Source organism: Pseudogemmobacter blasticus (genome assembly GCF_003071405.1).
Taxonomy (GTDB): Bacteria; Pseudomonadota; Alphaproteobacteria; order Rhodobacterales; family Rhodobacteraceae; genus Pseudogemmobacter; species Pseudogemmobacter blasticus.
Genome location: NZ_CP020470.1, coordinates 334,521 through 351,140, shown reverse-complemented (window position 1 = coordinate 351,140; position 16,620 = coordinate 334,521). Strand labels below are relative to the sequence as shown.

The 16,620-nt window shown below is 66.0% G+C and carries 18 protein-coding genes and 1 tRNA gene; 9 read left to right on the top strand and 10 right to left on the bottom strand.

Going from position 1 to position 16,620, the window contains the following annotated elements; translation table 11 throughout:
* Positions 1-31 precede the first annotated feature (31 nt).
* Together B6K69_RS01745 and B6K69_RS01740 are read right to left on the bottom strand one after the other, a co-directional pair.
* Positions 32-574 carry a hypothetical protein gene (locus tag B6K69_RS01745; protein WP_123876513.1) on the bottom strand — a complete coding sequence of 181 codons (543 nt, stop codon included), beginning with the start codon at positions 572-574 and terminating at the stop codon, positions 32-34.
* A 191-nt stretch (positions 575-765) separates the two neighbouring features.
* Positions 766-1,341, bottom strand: a complete 576-nt coding sequence (locus B6K69_RS01740) for a YceI family protein (RefSeq protein WP_107672913.1) — start codon at positions 1,339-1,341, stop codon at positions 766-768.
* A gap of 280 nt (positions 1,342-1,621) precedes the next feature.
* On the opposite strand from B6K69_RS01740, the gene rpsF reads away from it, so the two are divergent.
* From rpsF to B6K69_RS01715, 5 genes are all read left to right on the top strand, one after another.
* Positions 1,622-2,071: a 30S ribosomal protein S6 gene (gene rpsF, locus B6K69_RS01735; RefSeq protein ID WP_107672800.1), complete on the top strand. Its 450-nt coding sequence runs from the start codon at positions 1,622-1,624 to the stop codon at positions 2,069-2,071.
* A 20-nt stretch (positions 2,072-2,091) separates the two neighbouring features.
* Positions 2,092-2,319 (top strand): 30S ribosomal protein S18, encoded by a 228-nt coding sequence (rpsR, locus tag B6K69_RS01730; protein ID WP_103256213.1) that lies wholly within the window; start codon positions 2,092-2,094, stop codon positions 2,317-2,319.
* Positions 2,320-2,331: 12 nt separating this feature from the next.
* Positions 2,332-2,901, top strand: a complete 570-nt coding sequence (rplI, locus tag B6K69_RS01725) for a 50S ribosomal protein L9 (protein ID WP_107672801.1) — start codon at positions 2,332-2,334, stop codon at positions 2,899-2,901.
* A gap of 197 nt (positions 2,902-3,098) precedes the next feature.
* A complete protein-coding gene (locus B6K69_RS01720) occupies positions 3,099-4,112 on the top strand; it encodes a nucleotidyltransferase family protein (protein ID WP_108642555.1) in 1,014 nt (337 codons plus the stop codon).
* A 55-nt stretch (positions 4,113-4,167) separates the two neighbouring features.
* Positions 4,168-5,121, top strand: coding sequence for a DMT family transporter (locus B6K69_RS01715; protein ID WP_108642554.1), 954 nt, complete (start codon positions 4,168-4,170; stop codon positions 5,119-5,121).
* On the opposite strand, the gene B6K69_RS18090 is transcribed toward B6K69_RS01715, so the two are convergent.
* The 4 genes from B6K69_RS18090 to B6K69_RS01700 form a co-directional block, all read right to left on the bottom strand.
* Positions 5,118-5,267, bottom strand: a complete 150-nt coding sequence (locus B6K69_RS18090; protein ID WP_164681859.1) for a hypothetical protein — start codon at positions 5,265-5,267, stop codon at positions 5,118-5,120. The genes B6K69_RS01715 and B6K69_RS18090 overlap by 4 nt on opposite strands.
* Entirely contained in the window at positions 5,264-5,761 is a 498-nt protein-coding gene (locus B6K69_RS01710) for a hypothetical protein (protein ID WP_123876512.1), read from the bottom strand. The genes B6K69_RS18090 and B6K69_RS01710 overlap by 4 nt, the downstream gene beginning before the upstream one ends.
* Before the next feature lie 153 nt (positions 5,762-5,914).
* Complete coding sequence (glnA, locus tag B6K69_RS01705; RefSeq protein ID WP_107672805.1) at positions 5,915-7,324, bottom strand: type I glutamate--ammonia ligase; 1,410 nt, start codon at positions 7,322-7,324, stop codon at positions 5,915-5,917.
* Between the two features lie 82 nt (positions 7,325-7,406).
* Entirely contained in the window at positions 7,407-7,745 is a 339-nt protein-coding gene (locus tag B6K69_RS01700; protein WP_107672806.1) for a P-II family nitrogen regulator, read from the bottom strand.
* 170 nt (positions 7,746-7,915) lie between these two features.
* On the opposite strand from B6K69_RS01700, the gene B6K69_RS01695 reads away from it, so the two are divergent.
* Positions 7,916-9,466, top strand: coding sequence for an NAD(P)H-hydrate dehydratase (locus B6K69_RS01695; protein ID WP_108644726.1), 1,551 nt, complete (start codon positions 7,916-7,918; stop codon positions 9,464-9,466).
* A gap of 5 nt (positions 9,467-9,471) precedes the next feature.
* Here the strand turns inward: B6K69_RS01695 and B6K69_RS01690 are convergent, their stop codons facing one another.
* Positions 9,472-9,780, bottom strand: coding sequence for a Hint domain-containing protein (locus B6K69_RS01690; RefSeq protein WP_228156785.1), 309 nt, complete (start codon positions 9,778-9,780; stop codon positions 9,472-9,474).
* A 261-nt stretch (positions 9,781-10,041) separates the two neighbouring features.
* Between B6K69_RS01690 and B6K69_RS01685 the strand changes: the two genes are divergently transcribed.
* Together B6K69_RS01685 and tig are read left to right on the top strand one after the other, a co-directional pair.
* Positions 10,042-10,126, top strand: a tRNA-Leu gene (locus B6K69_RS01685).
* A 25-nt stretch (positions 10,127-10,151) separates the two neighbouring features.
* The gene (tig, locus tag B6K69_RS01680; protein WP_108642552.1) at positions 10,152-11,486 is read left to right on the top strand and encodes a trigger factor; all 1,335 of its coding nucleotides are present in this window, start codon (positions 10,152-10,154) and stop codon (positions 11,484-11,486) included.
* Between the two features lie 62 nt (positions 11,487-11,548).
* Here the strand turns inward: tig and B6K69_RS01675 are convergent, their stop codons facing one another.
* Positions 11,549-12,157, bottom strand: coding sequence for an NAD(P)H-dependent oxidoreductase (locus B6K69_RS01675; protein ID WP_206340531.1), 609 nt, complete (start codon positions 12,155-12,157; stop codon positions 11,549-11,551).
* Positions 12,154-12,942, bottom strand: coding sequence for a heme-dependent oxidative N-demethylase family protein (locus tag B6K69_RS01670; protein ID WP_108642551.1), 789 nt, complete (start codon positions 12,940-12,942; stop codon positions 12,154-12,156). The genes B6K69_RS01675 and B6K69_RS01670 overlap by 4 nt, the downstream gene beginning before the upstream one ends.
* A 230-nt stretch (positions 12,943-13,172) precedes the next feature.
* Here B6K69_RS01670 and B6K69_RS01665 point away from each other — a divergent pair, with 230 nt between their 5' ends.
* A complete protein-coding gene (locus tag B6K69_RS01665) occupies positions 13,173-15,200 on the top strand; it encodes an elongation factor G (protein WP_108642550.1) in 2,028 nt (675 codons plus the stop codon).
* A 103-nt stretch (positions 15,201-15,303) separates the two neighbouring features.
* On the opposite strand, the gene B6K69_RS01660 is transcribed toward B6K69_RS01665, so the two are convergent.
* Positions 15,304-16,548, bottom strand: coding sequence for an Hsp70 family protein (locus B6K69_RS01660; RefSeq protein WP_108642549.1), 1,245 nt, complete (start codon positions 16,546-16,548; stop codon positions 15,304-15,306).
* Between the last annotated feature and the right edge of the window lie 72 nt (positions 16,549-16,620).

Here is a 16,620-nt window from a genome sequence, read left to right as displayed (position 1 = left end):
GGCGGGCAGGCGCCCCCCCGGGTGCCTGCCGTCACCCCGTGATGCCGGCCTTGGCCTGACATTCGCTGGCCACGCTGGCGGCGGCGACATTGGCCGATCTGAGCGCATCGCTCGACGGGCTCAGCCGCAGCTCTTCGCGCTGGTTCCGGGTCAGGGCCATGGGCAAGGTCTCGACCATGCAGCGCTGCAACTGCCGCAACTGTCCGTCGCTTGCCGAGAATTGCCGCCCGGCCAGCAGCACGGCCGCATTGGCCTGTGCTTCGATGAAGGCCACATCCGCCTGCGGGGCCTCGAAGTCATAGTGCAACTGGCAGGTGGGCGGCGGCGCGGCGTGCGCACCCGCCATGGCCTGGCCCTGCCGGTCGATCAGCGTCTTGCACCCCCAGGCCTGCGCCACCGCAGGCATCAGGGCGTTGAGGTTTTCCCAGACCAGAAGATGGCTGTTGCCGCGAACCCCGTCGGTCGGGCTGATTTCGCTTGTGGTGGTGAACCGATACCAGTCGGCCACGGCATAGGTGATTGCCGCAGAGGCACCAACAGCCAGCAACCCGACCCCTATGGCAAAACGCGCCATTTGCCTCACCTTCACCAACACCAAGCCAAGGGCACCAAACACACGGCGCCGTTACATCATTTAACGCCAGCACGGGCCCGCAATCAACCGGCTTGCACGGCCACACGGGCGGATTTCACAGGGAAAAGGCCACCGGATCGCTCCGGTGGCCCCTGTTGTTCCGGTGTCTTGCCGGTGCGCAGGTCAGGCCGTCACTCGGCCTTCATCGCCTCGACCGAAATCTGGATCTGCACTTCGTCGCTGACATAGGGCGCGAACATGCCCAGATTGTAGTCCGACCGCAGCACGGTGGTCGTGGCCGAGAACCCGGCCCAGGGCTTTTTCTCCATCGGGTGTTCACCCGCCTGGTTCAGCACCGCCTCCAGCACGACCGGCTTGGTCACGCCGTTCAGCGTCAGGTCGCCGGTGATCTTGGCGGTCTTCTCGCCGGTCACTTCAATGCCGGTCGAGGTGAAGCTGACGGTCTTGTCCTCGGTCGCGCCGAAGAAATCGGGCGACATGAGGTGATCGAAGCGGGCCTGCCAGCCGGTCAGCATGGTGGTCACCGGGAAGCTGACCTTCACCGAGGATGCGGCCGGGTTGGCCTGATCGAACTGGATCTCGCCTTCAAAGCCCGAGAACATGCCGTAGCCGGTGGAAAAGCCGAGGTGGTTGTAGGAAAACACGATCTGGCTGTGGCTGGGGTCCAGCACATACTTTTCAGCCTCGGCAAAGGCCGGAGCCGAAACCAGCGCGGCGGCCAGCGCAAGGGGGGCGAAACGGATCATCAGAAACTCCTGCTGGATGATGCACATGCAGCATACCTGCCCGCACAGGCCGCACCGGGCAATCCGGCACACCCGAACAGGTCTTGCGCGGTGGTGAACATCACCTTGGCGTCAGATGCGCTGGACAGGGTGCCGCCCCCGCAGCCCTTGCATCCCGGCCGCCGATCTGTATAAGGCCCCATCCTTCCTGCATTCCCATGAACCGGCGATGCCTCTCGTGGACGGGCCGCAGGAAGGTTGGCCCGTTCTTTGAAGCCGCCCCGAGACGAAGGAAGACCGCATGCCGCTTTACGAGCATGTCTTCATTGCGCGTCAGGACTTGTCCAACACGCAGGCCGAAGGCCTTGTCGAACATTTCTCCACGGTCCTTTCGGACAACGGCGGCAAGGTCGTCGAATCCGAATACTGGGGCGTGAAGACCATGGCCTACAAGATCAACAAGAACCGCAAGGGCCACTATGCCCTGCTCCGGTCCGACGCTCCGGCGGCGGCTGTGCAGGAAATGGAACGCCTGATGCGCCTGCATGACGACGTGATGCGCGTGCTGACCATCAAGGTCGACAAGCACGCCGAAGGTCCGTCGGTCCAGATGCAGAAGCGCGATGAGCGTGAAGGCCGTGGCGACCGCGATGGCGACCGTGGCAGCTTTGGCGGCGAACGCCGCGAGCGCAGCTTTGGCGACCGCCCCGACCGTGGCGAACGCCCGTCGTTCGGCGCTCCGCGTCGTTGATCTGAGAAAGGACCACACCCATGGCGAACAAACCGTTTTTCCGCCGCCGCAAGGTTTGCCCCTTCTCGGGCGACAATGCTCCGGCGATCGACTACAAGGACACCCGTCTTCTGCAGCGCTACATCTCTGAGCGCGGCAAGATCGTGCCGTCCCGCATCACCGCAGTCTCGGCGAAGAAGCAGCGTGAACTGGCTCAGGCCATCAAGCGCGCCCGCTTCCTGGCCCTGCTGCCCTATGCCGTGAAATAAGGAGCACGACCGATGCAAGTGATCCTTCTTCAGCGCGTGGCCAAACTTGGCCAGATGGGCGAAGTCGTCAACGTCAAGGACGGCTATGCCCGCAACTACCTGCTGCCGCAGGGCAAGGCGCTGCGCGCCAACGAATCGAACGTGAAGGCGTTCGAGGCGAAGAAAGCCCAGTTGGAAGCCAACAACCTGGAAACCCGCAAGGAAGCCGAAGGCGTTGCCGCCAAGCTGGACGGCCAGACGTTCATCGTCATCCGTTCGGCATCGGAATCCGGTGCGCTTTACGGTTCGGTTTCGGCCCGTGACATTTCCGAAGCTGCGACCGCCGCCGGTTTCACCGTCGAGCGTGGCCAGGTCGAGATGGACAAGCCGATCAAGGACCTGGGTATCCACCCGGTGACCGTGGTTCTGCACCCCGAAGTGTCGGTCAAGGTCAGCGTGAACGTTGCCCGTTCGCCGGAAGAAGCCGAACTGCAAGCCTCGGGCAAGTCGATCCGCGATGCGGCGGCCGAAGCCGATGCGGCGGCCGACTTCGAGATCGCCGAACTGTTCGACGACATGGGTTCGGCCGCTTCGGACGAATAATCCTTTCCGGCCCTGCCGGATTGAAGCCGCGCCCCGGGCAACCGGGGCGCGGTTTTCGTTTGCGCGGGGCTGCGTGGGTTACAATTCTGGAATTCGTATCCCACACTATGTACTACACTGAGGCTGCACTGTAGTACACGATTGCCGAACGGATCGGCTTCATGTACTACACGGACATGACAGTGTAGTACAAAGCCATGCAGCGCCTTTCTTCCATTGCCCATGCCGCCTATCACGACTTGCTGATCTCGTTGCAGGACGATCAGGCCGCCGGCATCACCGGCATCCCGCGGCTGGAAACCCGCAATGGCCGCGCCTATTGGTATGAAATGTTCCGCATCGGCAGCGATGTACGCAAACGCTACATCGGGGAAGATACACCCGAAGTTGCGGCACGCATTGCCCGCCATAGAGAACTGGCCGAACTGGGCAAGGCCCGGGCCGAGGATCGAACCCGCCTGATCCGAATCCTGCGGGCCGAAGGGGCGCAGCCGATTGACCCGGCAACAGGGTCGATCCTGTCCGCGCTGGCGCGGGCGGGTACGTTCCGCCTGGGTGGCACCCTGGTCGGGACCAATGCCTTTCGTCTGTATGAAGGCGAGCTTGGCCTGCGCCTGCGCCAGACCGACCTGATGGCGACCGGGGACATCGACATCGCCCAGTTCGAACACCTGTCGCTGGCGCTGGAGGACCGGGTCGAAACCCCGCTTGCCGAGACCTTCCGCAGACTGGAATTCGAGCCAGCCCCATCACTGGACAGCCGCGCGGTCTGGCGCTGGCGGCAAACCCGGTCGAACACGATGGTCGAATTCCTGACCCCATCGTTCCGGCCCGAGGAGGACATCCGCGACCTGCCGGCGCTTGGCGTTTCGGCGCAGTCGCTGCATTTCCTGAACTACCTGATCGCGCAGCCGATCAAGGCGGCGGCGCTGTATCGGTCGGGGGTTCTGGTGCAGATCCCCCGCCCCGAGGCTTTTGCCATTCACAAGCTGATCGTCGCCGACCGCCGCCGGGGCGGGCCGGACCAGATCAAGTCGCGGAAGGACCGTGCGCAGGCGGCGCTGCTGGTCGAGATTCTGGCCGAGGACCGGCCCGATGAACTGCGCGAAGCCCATGAGGACGCGCTGTCGCGCGGCCCGCATTGGCGCGACCACATCGCCCGCAGTCTGGCGCGGATGCCGGAAACCGCCGCGCGTCTCGCCGCGCTTTGACCGCCGGTGTCGGCGGCAGGACAGAATCGGCCACCGGCGCGGCTAGCCTGCCTGAATGCGCGCCTCGGTCATCACCCAAGGCATCCTGGCCCTGTGCGCCGGGATCGCCATCTTCTCGGTTCAGGATCTGATCCTGAAACGGCTGTCGGGCGATTATCCGCTGCATCAGGCCATGGTCCTGCGTAGCCTGACCGCCCTGCCCTTTCATCTGGCGATCGTCTGGTGGTTCGACGGGCGGCTGTCCACCATCACCACCCCCGGCTGGTGGAAGATGCTGGCGCGCGGTCTGCTGAATTTCACCGCCTATACGGCCTATTACCTGGGCCTTGCTGCCCTGCCGATAGCCACGACCGTGGCGCTGTTCTTCACCGCGCCGCTGTTCATCACCCTGTCCACGGCGCTGTTCTTCCGCGAAAAGGTGCCCTTCGCCTCGGGCCTTGCGGTGGTGCTGGGGTTTACCGGCGTGCTGCTGATCGTGCGGCCGGGCGCGTCGGGCCTTGGCTGGACCGCGCTGCTGCCGATCCTGGGGGCGCTTGGCTATGCGCTGTCGATGGTGGTCGCCCGCCCGATGGGGCGCACGGAATCGGCCGCCGCCATGGCGTTCTGGGGCAATAGCTGCTTTCTTATCTGCGCGCTGGCCCTGTCGGCGGTCTTTGGCAGCGGCACCATGGTCGAGACAGCCGACCCTTCGCTGGCCTTCCTGACACGGGGCTGGATCATGCCGCCGCTGCGCGATCTGGCGCTGATGGTGTCCTGCGGCGTGATCGCGGCGGTGGGGCTGACCCTGCTGACCCATGCCTACCGGATTGCACCTTCGGCAGCGATTGCGCCCTTTGAATACAGCTTCATGTTCTGGGGGCTGCTCTGGGGCTGGAAGTTCTGGGGCGACCTGCCCGATGCGCTGGCCTGGGTTGGCATCGCGGTGATCATCGCCGCAGGGATCTACGTCATCCGCCAGCCTGCCCCCGAGACCGCGGCCCCGCCGGTGCCCGGGGGCGACCCGGCCTAGCCTTCTTCAACCAGCTTGCGGAGATCTTCGCCGTTCAGATGCGCCAGACCCGCGCGCACGGCGCCATAGGGCACGGCCAGCACCAGAAGGCCGTATCCAAGGCCCGTCGCTGCAATCCGGTGCGGCAGGCCGGGACTGTCGGTCAAGGGCGCCCCTTCGACCGGGAAATCCTGGGGAACACCGGGGCTTCCGCCGCGGCCTCTGCCGGGGTCGTCATCAAGGCCCGGATCGCGGCAAGATCGGGATCGGCCGAAGGATCGGCCCCCGTTGGCGCTGAGACAGTCCTGTCAGGAGCGGACAAAGCGATCAGGGGTTCGCCGGGCGTGGCGGTCTGCGGGTGGACAGTCTGCGCGGCCGTCTCCAGCAGCGCCGCCCCTGCCGCGATGCCCCGGCTGACCTGCTGATAAGTCGGCAGAACCCGCCCGATGCGGCCAAGCCGCGCCTCGGGGATCTGCCAGCGCCCGCTTGCCACCGTTTCCGAAAAGCCATGGCTCCAGACCGAGCAGCGCCGCAGCAGCCGGCCCAGGCTTTCACGCGCGAACAGCACGGACGCCAGCGCGAAAGCCCGTGGCTGCAAGGGCGGGTGCTGGCTGCCCTCGGCCCAGATACGGGGCCTTTTATCGGGTGATTTTCGGCTCATCGGATCAACCGCAAGCATGTGACGACGCCAGACTGCCACGGATGTTCCACAAAAGGCAGGCGGAAAATCATACCCCGGCCCGTGCGGCGGCCGGAAATGCGAAGGGCCGCCCTTGCGGGGCGGCCCTTGCTGCCGGTCCGGGGAAACCCCGTCTCAGCAGGAATAATACATCTGGTATTCCACCGGATGCGGGGTGTGTTCGAAGGCGTAAACCTCTTCCCACTTCAGCGCGATATAGCCTTCGAGCTGGTCCTTGGTGAACACGTCGCCGGCCAGCAGGAAGTCGTGATCCTTCTCCAGCTCTTCCAGCGCCTCGCGCAGGCTGCCGCAGACGGTCGGGATTTCGGCCAGTTCTTCCGGCGGCAGATCATACAGATCCTTGTCCGAAGCCGGACCCGGGTCGATCTTGTTCTTGATGCCATCAAGACCGGCCATCAGCAGGGCGGCGAAGGCCAGATAGGGGTTGGCCGCCGGATCGGGGAAGCGGGCTTCCACACGCTTGGCCTTGGGCGATTCGGTCCACGGAATACGGACGCAGCCACTGCGGTTGCGGGCCGAATAGGCGCGCAGAACCGGGGCCTCGAAGCCGGGGATCAGGCGCTTGTAGCTGTTGGTCGCCGGGTTGGTCAGCGCGTTCAGCGCCTTGGCGTGCTTCAGGATGCCGCCGATGAACCACAGGGCTTCCTGGCTCAGGTCGGCATACTTGTCGCCGGCGAACAGCGGCTTGCCGTTCTTCCAGATCGACATGTTGACGTGCATCCCGCTGCCGTTGTCACCCTTCATGGGCTTGGGCATGAAGGTCACGGTCTTGCCGTAGGCGTGGGCCACGTTGTGGATCACATACTTGTACTTCTGGATGTTGTCGGCCTGCTCGACCAGTCCGCCAAAGATCATCCCCAGCTCATGCTGGGCGGTCGCCACTTCGTGGTGGTGCTTGTCCACGCGCATACCCATGCGCTTCATGGTGGACAGCATCTCGCTGCGCAGGTCTTGCGCCGCATCGACCGGGTTCACCGGGAAGTAGCCGCCCTTGTGGCCGGCACGGTGCGCAAGGTTGCCGCCTTCAAAGGCCGCGTCGGTGTTCCAGGCAGCATCTTCCGAGTCGATCTGGAACGACACCTTCTGCGGCGTCACCGAATAGCGCACGTCGTCGAAGATGAAGAATTCGGCTTCCGGCCCGAAATAGGCCGCGTCGCCCACGCCCGAAGACTTGAGATAGGCTTCCGCCTTGACCGCGGTCTGACGCGGGCAGCGCGAATAGGCTTCGCCGGTGTCGGGTTCGACCACGTTGCAATGCACGCAGAGGGTTTTCTCGGCATAGAACGGGTCGATGTAGACGCTGGTCGGATCGGGGATCAGCTTCATGTCGGACTGGTCGATCGACTTCCAGCCGGCGATCGACGAGCCGTCGAACATGAAGCCTTCCTCGAAGAAGTCTTCATCCACAAGATCGGCCACCAGCGTGACGTGCTGCAGCTTGCCCTTGGGGTCGGTGAAACGGATGTCGACGTATTCGACTTCCTCGTCCTTGATCAGTTTCAGAGCTTTCGCAACTGCGCTCATCTGACTGCCTTTCGGTGCTTGGGTTACAGGTTCAGGCCGCGAAGGCCAGTTCAGGGATCATCTTTCGCGCGTCGTGCTGCGCTCAGACGGCATCATCGCCGGTTTCGCCGGTGCGGATGCGGATGGCTTGTTCGACAGGGGTGACGAAGATCTTGCCATCGCCGATCTTGTCGGTGCGCGCGGCCGAGACGATGGCCTGCACGGCGGCATCAACCATGTCGTCGGTCAGCACGACCTCGATCTTCACCTTGGGCAGGAAATCGACCACATATTCGGCACCGCGATAAAGTTCGGTATGGCCCTTCTGACGACCGAAGCCCTTGACCTCGGTGACGGAAAGACCCTGGATGCCGGCTTCCTGAAGCGCCTCCTTAACTTCATCAAGCTTGAACGGCTTGATGATCGCCTCAATCTTCTTCATGCGCCGACTCCCCCGTTTCTCGCTCTGTCTCTCACAGCACTTCCCTTGCAGGCCGACAATTGACTAGGGTGACAGCAAGGTCGCCCCGACTTGGAAATCCTTGGTGACTGCCTGTTTTTTAGGCAATGCGGCGCGAGAATGAGCAAGATGCGAACAGCTCGGAAAAGCCGATGACCGATCTTCTGACTGCGGCCCAGATGCGTGCACTTGAACAGGCTGCCATCGCCAGCGGCCGGGTGACCGGCCTTGAGCTGATGGAGCGCGCGGGCCGCGGCGTGGTCGAGGCGATCTTTCAGGAATGGCCCGCGTTGCGCGCCACCTCACACCGCGCGGTGGTGCTGTGCGGCCCCGGCAACAATGGCGGCGACGGCTTTGTCGTGGCCCGCCTGCTGCGGGAATCGGGTTGGGATGTGGCGGTGTTCCTGCACGGCGCCCCCGACCACCTGCCACCCGATGCGCGGGCGAATTACGACCGCTGGCGGGCGATTGGCACGGTCGCCCCGATTGACGCGCTGGACTGGCCGCTGCTGCGCCGAACCGACATCACCATTGACGCGCTGTTCGGTATCGGCCTGCAACGCCCGCTGGCGGCTGGTCTTTGGGGCGCGCTGGAAATGGCAAAAGAGGCCGGCACCCGGCTGGTGGCCATCGACCTGCCCTCAGGCCTGTGTGCCTGGTCAGGGCGGATGCGGGTCGAAGGGATTGGCCCAGATCACCCCGCCGACCTGACTGTGACGTTTCACAGCCGCAAGCCCGGCCATTTGCTGGCCGAAGGGCCCGCGCGCTGTGGCCGGCTTGTGGTGGCCCCGATCGGGCTTGAGGCCACCGCAGACCAACTGTCGCGGGATGACTCCGCCTGGTCCCCGATCGAGGAAACAGCCGTCGATCCCGGCGCGCTGGCCAAAGGCGCCGGGCACAAGTTCACCCATGGCCACTCCCTGATCCTGTCCGGTCCGCCCGGCCATGGCGGCGCCGCGCGACTTGCCGCCCGTGGCAGCCTGCGGATAGGGGCGGGGCTGGTGACGCTGGGCTGCCCGCCCGATGCCCTGCCCGAGACTGCCGCGCGGCTGGACGCGGTGATGCTGCGCCCGATTGCCGATGCCAATGCTTTGGCAAGGGTGCTGGAGGACCGGCGGATCAACGCGCTTTGCCTTGGGCCGGGGCTGGGAACGACCGCGCGTGAAGCCGCGCTGGTGGCCACCGCGCTGCAAGCGGCGCGGCCGCTGGTGCTGGATGCCGATGCGCTGACCCTCCTGTCACAGCGCCCTGACCTTTTCTCCGCCTTGCACGGTGGCTGCGTCCTGACACCGCACGCGGGAGAGTTCGCCCGTCTGTTCCCCGACATTTCAGAAAGGCTGGCCGCGCCGATAACCAGCGGACCGGCTTTCTCGAAGGTCGAGGCCACGCGCGAGGCGGCCGCGCGGGCGGGCTGTGTGGTTCTGTTCAAGGGGGCCGATACGGTGATCGCCGCGCCGTCGGGCCGGTGCGCCCTTAACGCGGCGGCCTATGACCGCGCCGCGCCCTGGCTGGCCACGGCCGGATCTGGCGACGTGCTGGCGGGGTTCCTGTGCGGGTTGATGGCGCGCGGCTTTCCCCCGTTCGACGCCGCCTGTACGGCGGCCTGGCTGCATGTGGAAGCCGCACGCAGCTTCGGCCCCGGCCTGATTGCCGAAGACCTGCCCGAAGTACTGCCAAGGGTCTTCCGCGCTTTGGGCGTCTGACTGCGCTAGCCCCGGCTTTCGGGACGGCAGCCCAATTCTCTTCCACCGGCATAGACGGTTTCTGCGCCATCAAAATGCAGGGCATAGACCCGCCGCATGGCGGCGACCTTGGGCAGGAAAGCCAATACAGGCGCGGCCTCGATCCGCATTTCAACCCCGCGCAACACCCGCGCGCCCGACCGGGTGATGATCCGGTCGCCGGGACACAGGAACTGCACCGGCAATTCACCGTCCAGCGTCAGCACCGGGGTGCCGGACAGGATGCCGGGCCAGGTGGCGGAACTGCTGACAGAAGCCGGGATGCGCTGGCCCATGATGCCGGTCCGTTGCGGGCGGGATTGCCCTTTTTGCCACCCTTCCCCCGGATGGTGGCAGCACTGGGCCACGGTCGGGCCGAAACGCAGGCCATTTCATGCCGAACCGCGGCGGTTGCGGCGAAAAAGCGGCAAACTTTTCCTCTCGCATCCGCCCCCCGCCTTTGTTAGAAGGACGCCGGATTTTCCGGGCCGCGCGGACCGTGCCTCCTGACCCAAAGGGGGCAAGGTGGCTTTGCGCGTTTCGGAAGGGCAAGACATGCGGGTGTGGCGGAATTGGCAGACGCACTGGATTTAGGTTCCAGCGCCGCAAGGCGTGGGGGTTCAAGTCCCTTCACCCGCACCAGGTTTGGACAGGAAGGACGACACGAATGCAGGTCACCGAGACCCTGAAAGACGGCCTGAAGCGCGGCTACACCATCACGGTGCCGGCGGCCGAGCTGGAGGCCAAGGTTCAGGAGAAGCTGGTCGAAGCCCAGCCCGACATTGAAATCAAGGGCTTCCGCAAGGGCAAGGTGCCGCTCGCGATCCTGAAGAAGCAGTTCGGCGCCCGCCTGATGGGCGACGCCATGCAGGATGCGATCGACGGCGCCATGAAGGGCCACTTCGAGGCCACCGGCGACCGTCCGGCGCTGCAACCCGAAGTCAAGATGGTTGGCGGCGAAACCTGGGCCGAAGGTCAGGATGTCGTGGTTGAACTCAGCTACGAAGCCCTGCCCGAGGTGCCGGAATTCGACGCCTCCAAGATCAAGCTGGAAAAGCTGATCGTGAAGGCCGATGACGCCGCCGTTGAAGAGGCGCTGAAGAATCTTGCCGAAAGCGCGCAATCCTTCGACGACCGCAAGAAGGGCGCCAAGGCCAAGGACGGCGACCAGATCGTGATCGACTTCAAGGGTTCGGTCGACGGCGAGGAATTCCAGGGCGGCAGCGCCGAGGATTACCCGCTGGTGCTGGGCTCCAAGTCCTTCATCCCCGGCTTCGAGGACCAGCTTGTCGGCGCCAAGGTCGGCGACGAGGTTTCGGTCAAGGTCACTTTCCCGGCCGAATACGGTGCCAAGCATCTGGCCGGCAAGGACGCGGTCTTTGCCTGCACCGTCAAGGCGGTGAAGGAACCGAAAGCCGCCGAGATCGACGACGAACTGGCCAAGAAGTTCGGCGCCGAGGATCTGGCCGCGCTGAAGACGCAGATCACCCAGCGTCTTGAAGCCGAATACACCGGCGCCTCGCGCGCCGTGCTGAAGCGGGCCCTGCTCGACAAGCTGGACGAACTGGTCAAGTTCGAACTGCCCTCGAAGCTGGTTGAAGCGGAAGCCGCCCAGATTGCGCACCAGCTGTGGCATGAAGAGCATCCCGAAGAGCATGGCCACAACCACGGCTCGATCGAGACCACGGATGAGCACAAGTCGCTGGCCGAACGCCGGGTTCGCCTTGGCCTGTTGCTTGCCGAAGTCGGCCGCAAGGCCGAAGTCACCGTGACCGACGCCGAAATGACCCAGGCCGTGCTGGCCGCTGCCCGTCAGTATCCGGGTCAGGAACGCCAGTACTTCGAATTCGTGCAGAAGAACCAGCAGGTGCAACAGCAACTGCGCGCGCCGATCTTCGAAGACAAGGTCGTGGACCTGATCGTCGGTCAGGCCAAGGTGACCGAGAAGGAAGTCTCGAAAGAGAAGCTCCAGAAGGCCATCGAGGCGCTGGACGAACTCTGATCGCGGGTATGGCCCTGCCGTGACCGAAAGGCCGCCCGACCGGGCGGCCTTTTTCATATTCGTCAGCCCAGCCGGGCCGCCAGCGCCGCGATCTGCCGGCGCATGTCGGCCTTGAACCGGGTCAGACGGGCCGGGGCAACCGACTCGGCCCGGTACAGCGCCCGCCAGACCAGCCGCGCCTTGGGGGCACAGGGCGCGACGATCCCCAGCCGCAGCACCCGCCGCAGCGGACGCCGCATCACCAGCCAGTCGAACCAGCCGGGCGCCCCCATGGTGGTGATCGCCAGCACCGCCTTCAGCCCGATCAGCCGCGGGATCATCGGCCCGAACCCCGGCGCATGGTCATAGGCCAGGCCGGGCGCCCAGACCCGGTCGAACCAGCCTTTCAGGATCGCGGGAAAACCGAACCACCAGGTCGGGAACACCAGGATAACCACTTCGGCCCAAGCCAGCTCTTCAAGTTCTCTGGAAGCCTCGCCACGGAAACCACTGTAATAGCTTTCCCTTTCGCCCCTTCTGAGACGCGGATCGAAGTCGCGCTCGTAAAGATCGCAGCGACGGACCTGCCATCCCGCAGACAGCGCCGCCGCCTCGGCTTCGGCCGCCAGATGCGCGCAAAGGCTGGCGTCTTGCGGATGGGCCAGCACCAGCAGGCAGCGGCGCCCGCTCAATGCACCGCCTCGCGCAAGGCGGCCTGCTCGGCCGGGCTCAGGGTGTCGGCCTTGACCACATAGGTGTGGATGCTGAACACGACCGCCCGCGTTTCCGGCAGCCGCAGCAGGCATTGCCGTTCACAGCGCACGAAGAAATGCCCCTCGGGGCGTGGCCGTTTCTCGCCCTCGCGCCGGGGCTGGTGCAATGCCCAATCGTCATAGGTCAGATAGTTCATCCGCCACAGCGGCTGTTCGGGGCGGATGGCATCAAACAGCCGCTGCACCCGGCGGGCCAAACCTTCGTCATAGGGCGGCACCGGCTCATGGATGCCCAGCAGGCCGCGCCCCAGCTTCTGCGCCAGCGTCCAGCTTGCCGGGAAGCACAGGATCGCCCCGGTCAGCCGGTGTTCGCCCCCTTCACCCGCCTCCAGCAGACACAGGTCTTCCTGCACCAACCGCCCCAGCGTGCGCAGCGGCATCGCCGGGTCCAGCGGCACCGCAACGCCATCCGGCCGCAGCGCTGCCGTTGGGCCGACCGTATAGCCCGGCGTCCGCGTCAGCCGGTCCAGCACCCGCCCATACAGCTCATCCGCCGCCGGCCGCCCTTCGGGCAGCAGCGCGTGAACGCGCGGTTCGGCTTCGCCAATCAGCCGGTCGCGCAGCGCCATCTGGCCGGCAAAGGCATCGTCCACCGCCAGCCAGTCATCGCCCTCGACCGGCAGAATTCCCGGCAGGCGGGCGGTGCGCGGGTCCATCCAGGGCAGGAACGGCAGGCGGGACTGGAAAACAGGTTCGTCTTGCATGACGGCACCCTAGCCGCGCCATAGGCAAACACAACCACACCCGCCACCCGCGACCTTGCGCCACGGCGTGCCGATTTCACGCGACACCGCCGTCTGGCGGATGCAAAGATACATCCATGGGACCGCAAGAACGGCGGCCCCCGAACCGGCGGCCGGGCAACGGGCCGCCAGAGATGCTCTGGATCCCGCGCCCTGCCCTCGCGCCGCCCCCGGCTCAAGGGAGGGACCAAATGAGCCACGATAGCCACGGCACCCGATGCGCCGCGCTGGTCGGCGCGCATGGCAGCGGCAAGACGACATTGTTCGAATCGCTGCTACATGCCGCCGGAACCACCGACCGGCGCGGAACCGTCAAGGAACGAACCACCGTGGGCGATGCCGCGCCCGAAGCGCGCGCCCGCGGGATTTCCACGGAGATGACCGTCGCCAACTGCCGCTTCATGGATGAGGACTGGACGCTGATCGACTGCCCCGGCTCGGTCGAACTGCTGTCCGACACCCGGGCTGCGATGTGCGTGGCCGACATCGTTGTCGTCGTTGCCGATCCCTTTCCCGACCGCGCGGTGGCGGTTTCACCGCTGTTGCGCTTTCTGGATGACCGGCGCATCCCGCATATGGTTTTCATCAACCGGCTTGACGCGCCCGAGGCGCATGTCCGCGCCACGTTCCACGCCTTGCAGGCACTGTCCGACCGCCCGCTTGCGCTGCGCGAGATCCCGATCCGCGACGAACACGGTCAGGTCACGGGGCTGATCGACCTGGTGTCCGAACGCGCCTGGCGCTGGAACCCGAACAAGCCGTCCGACCTGATTCCCCTGCCTGAAGCCATCCGCGCCGATGAAAGCCGGGAACGCGGCGGCTTGCTTGAGGCGCTGGCCGATTTCGATGACAGTATCATGGAACAGGTGCTGGACGACATGACCCCGGCCCCGCAAGAGATTTACGGCTCGCTTGCGCGCGATCTGGAGCAGGATCTGGTGGTGCCGGTATTCTTTGGCGCGGCCGAATTTGAAAACGGCGTGCGCCGGCTTTGGAAGGCGCTGCGGCATGACGCCCCCTCGCCCGCCGCCACCGCCGCCCGGCTGGGCCTGCCCGAAGGCAGCGGCCCGATGGTGCAGGTGTTCAAGACCTTCCAGTCCGGTCAGGCCGGCCGGTCTGCCCTGGCGCGCGTCTGGCGCGGCGAGGTGAAGGATGGCCAGACCCTTGGGCAGGATCGGGTCGGGTCCGTGTCGTCGGTGCTGGGCCGCAAGACCACACCGAAGGGCAGCGCCGGCCCCGGCGAGGTGGTGGTGCTGGGCCGCATGGCACAGGCCCGCGCCGGCGAAGTGCTGACCGAAGGCGCGTCGCAAGCGGTGGACTGGCCCGAACCGCCCGCCCCGCTGGCCGCCCTTGCCATCCGCGCCGAACACCCTTCGGACGAGGCGAAGCTGTCAACCGCGCTGGCGCGGCTGCTGGACGAAGACCCGGCCCTGTCCACCACCTGGGCCGCCGATACAGGGGAAACACTGTTGCAGGGCCAGGGTGACATCCATCTTCAGATCGCCCTGTCGCGACTGAAGTCCGAGGCGGGTCTTTCGGTGAAGACCGCCAAGCCAACGGTTTCCTACAGGGAAACCATCAGCAAGGCCGTCACCCAACATTCGCGGCACAAGAAACAGTCGGGCGGCCATGGCGAATTCGCCGACATCGTGGTCGAAATCGCGCCCCGGGCGCGCGGCGAAGGCTTTGCCTTCTCGGACCGGATCACCGGCGGCGTGGTGCCGAAGAACTATATCCCCGCCGTCCAGAAGGGCGCCGAGGCGGCATTGCAGCGCGGGACGCTGGGCTTTCCGGTCGTCGATGTCTCGGTGGTGCTGACCGATGGCAGCTACCATGCCGTCGACAGTTCGGACTTCGCGTTCCAGAAGGCAGGGGCAAAGGCGCTGCAAGAGGCGCTGCCCGGCTGCGGCCCGGTCCTGCTTGAGCCGGTGATGGAGGTGATCCTGTCTATCCCGTCCGAGTTCACCCCCCGCGCGCAGCGCATTGTCACCGCGCGGCGCGGCCAGTTGCTTGGCTTTGACGCCAAGGCCGGCTGGAAAGGTTGGGACGAGGTTTCGGCGCTGATCCCGCAAGGCGAACTTGACGGGATGATCACCGAGATCCGGTCGCAGACGCTGGGCGTGGGCTTCTACACCGCAGGCTTCGACCATCTGGAACAGCTTGCCGGCCGCGAGGCCGACCAGGTGATCGCGGCACGGGCCGAGGCGCTGAAGGCCTGAGCCGGCGGCGCCCTTGCGCCGGCACAAAGCGCATATCCTGACCGGGGGGCGGTTTCCCGCCCTCCGGCATGTTCTGGCGCCCGCCACGCGAAGCCGTGCGGCCTCAGCTCGCCAGGCCCGGCTCCCGCGCCGCCAGCGCAAGGCCATCGACCACGGCGGTGAAAGCCTCGGCGGTGCGGATCGCGGCGGCGGGGAACAGCGCCTGCATCTCTTGCCGGACCAGCCGCATCAGGCTTGAACCTCCAACAAGGATCACTTCGCCTACCGCCGCAGGATCGGCCCCGGCTAAGACCAGCGTTTCGGCCGCGGCCGCGCGCAGCGCGCTGCGATGGCGTGCCAGGGCAGCGTCCAGACTGTCGGGCGTCACCAGTGCAAAAAGACCCGGCTCTATCTCCGCCATGTCGATCCGGCCCGGCCCATCGTCGCGGTTCGCCGCGATCTTGCCGCGCTCAACCGCGAAGGCCAGCCCATGGCCCAACTCCCGATCCAGCACATCGCGAAACCGGGCCATCACGGCCGGCTCGACCGCCATCCTGACCAGATCGGCGGCCATCCGGCGGGTTTCCGGCGTATACAGGAACGGGATCTTGGCCCAGGTCGCAAGATCCACATAGGGCGCGCGCGGCACCGGCAGCAGGCCCGCTCCCATCTGCCGCCGCAACTGTCCCTCAAGCCCCAAGAGCGGCATGGCATGGGCCAGCGAGACCGCCTGATCGAAATCGGTCCCTCCCAGACGGATGCCATGGCTGGCCAGAATCTCGGGCTGACCGTCGCGGCTGCGGAACACCGAGAAATCCGAGGTGCCGCCACCGATATCAACGATCAGCCCCAGCCCCGTACCGGGCCGGTGGCTGGCCAGGGCGGCGGCTTCGGGTTCGGCCAGAAAGGCAACCTCTTCGAACCCGGCGGCGTGATAACAGGCCCGCAGATCGGCCTCGGCCTGCGCGTCCTTGGCGGGATCGGCGGTGTGGAAATGCACCGGGCGCCCGGACAGGGCCCGCCGCAGCCGCAAGCCCGTGGCCGTCTCGGCGCGGTCGCGGATCTCGGTCAGAAAGGCGGTGATGACATCGGCCAGCGTGCGCCGGCGTCCGGCAATCAGCCGCGATTCGTGCAGCAACGGCAGGCCAAGCACACTTTTCAACGCCCGCATGTAGCGCCCCTCGTCGCCGGCGATCAGGGCCTCGGCCGCTGCCGCGCCAATGCGCATCGGCCCGCCCTCCGCCGGAAAGAACACGGCCGTGGGCAGCGTGTCGGCCCCCTGTTCCAGCGGGATCCGATAGACCCCGCCGGGATAGGGCAGCGCCACCGCGGAATTCGAGGTGCCGAAGTCGATTGCCAGCCTGTGCATCCCAAGCCCCTGTGCGCGGAAAGCGCCCCGCGTAATCCAGCCGCCCCGGCGACGCAAGCGCCGAAGGGGCCG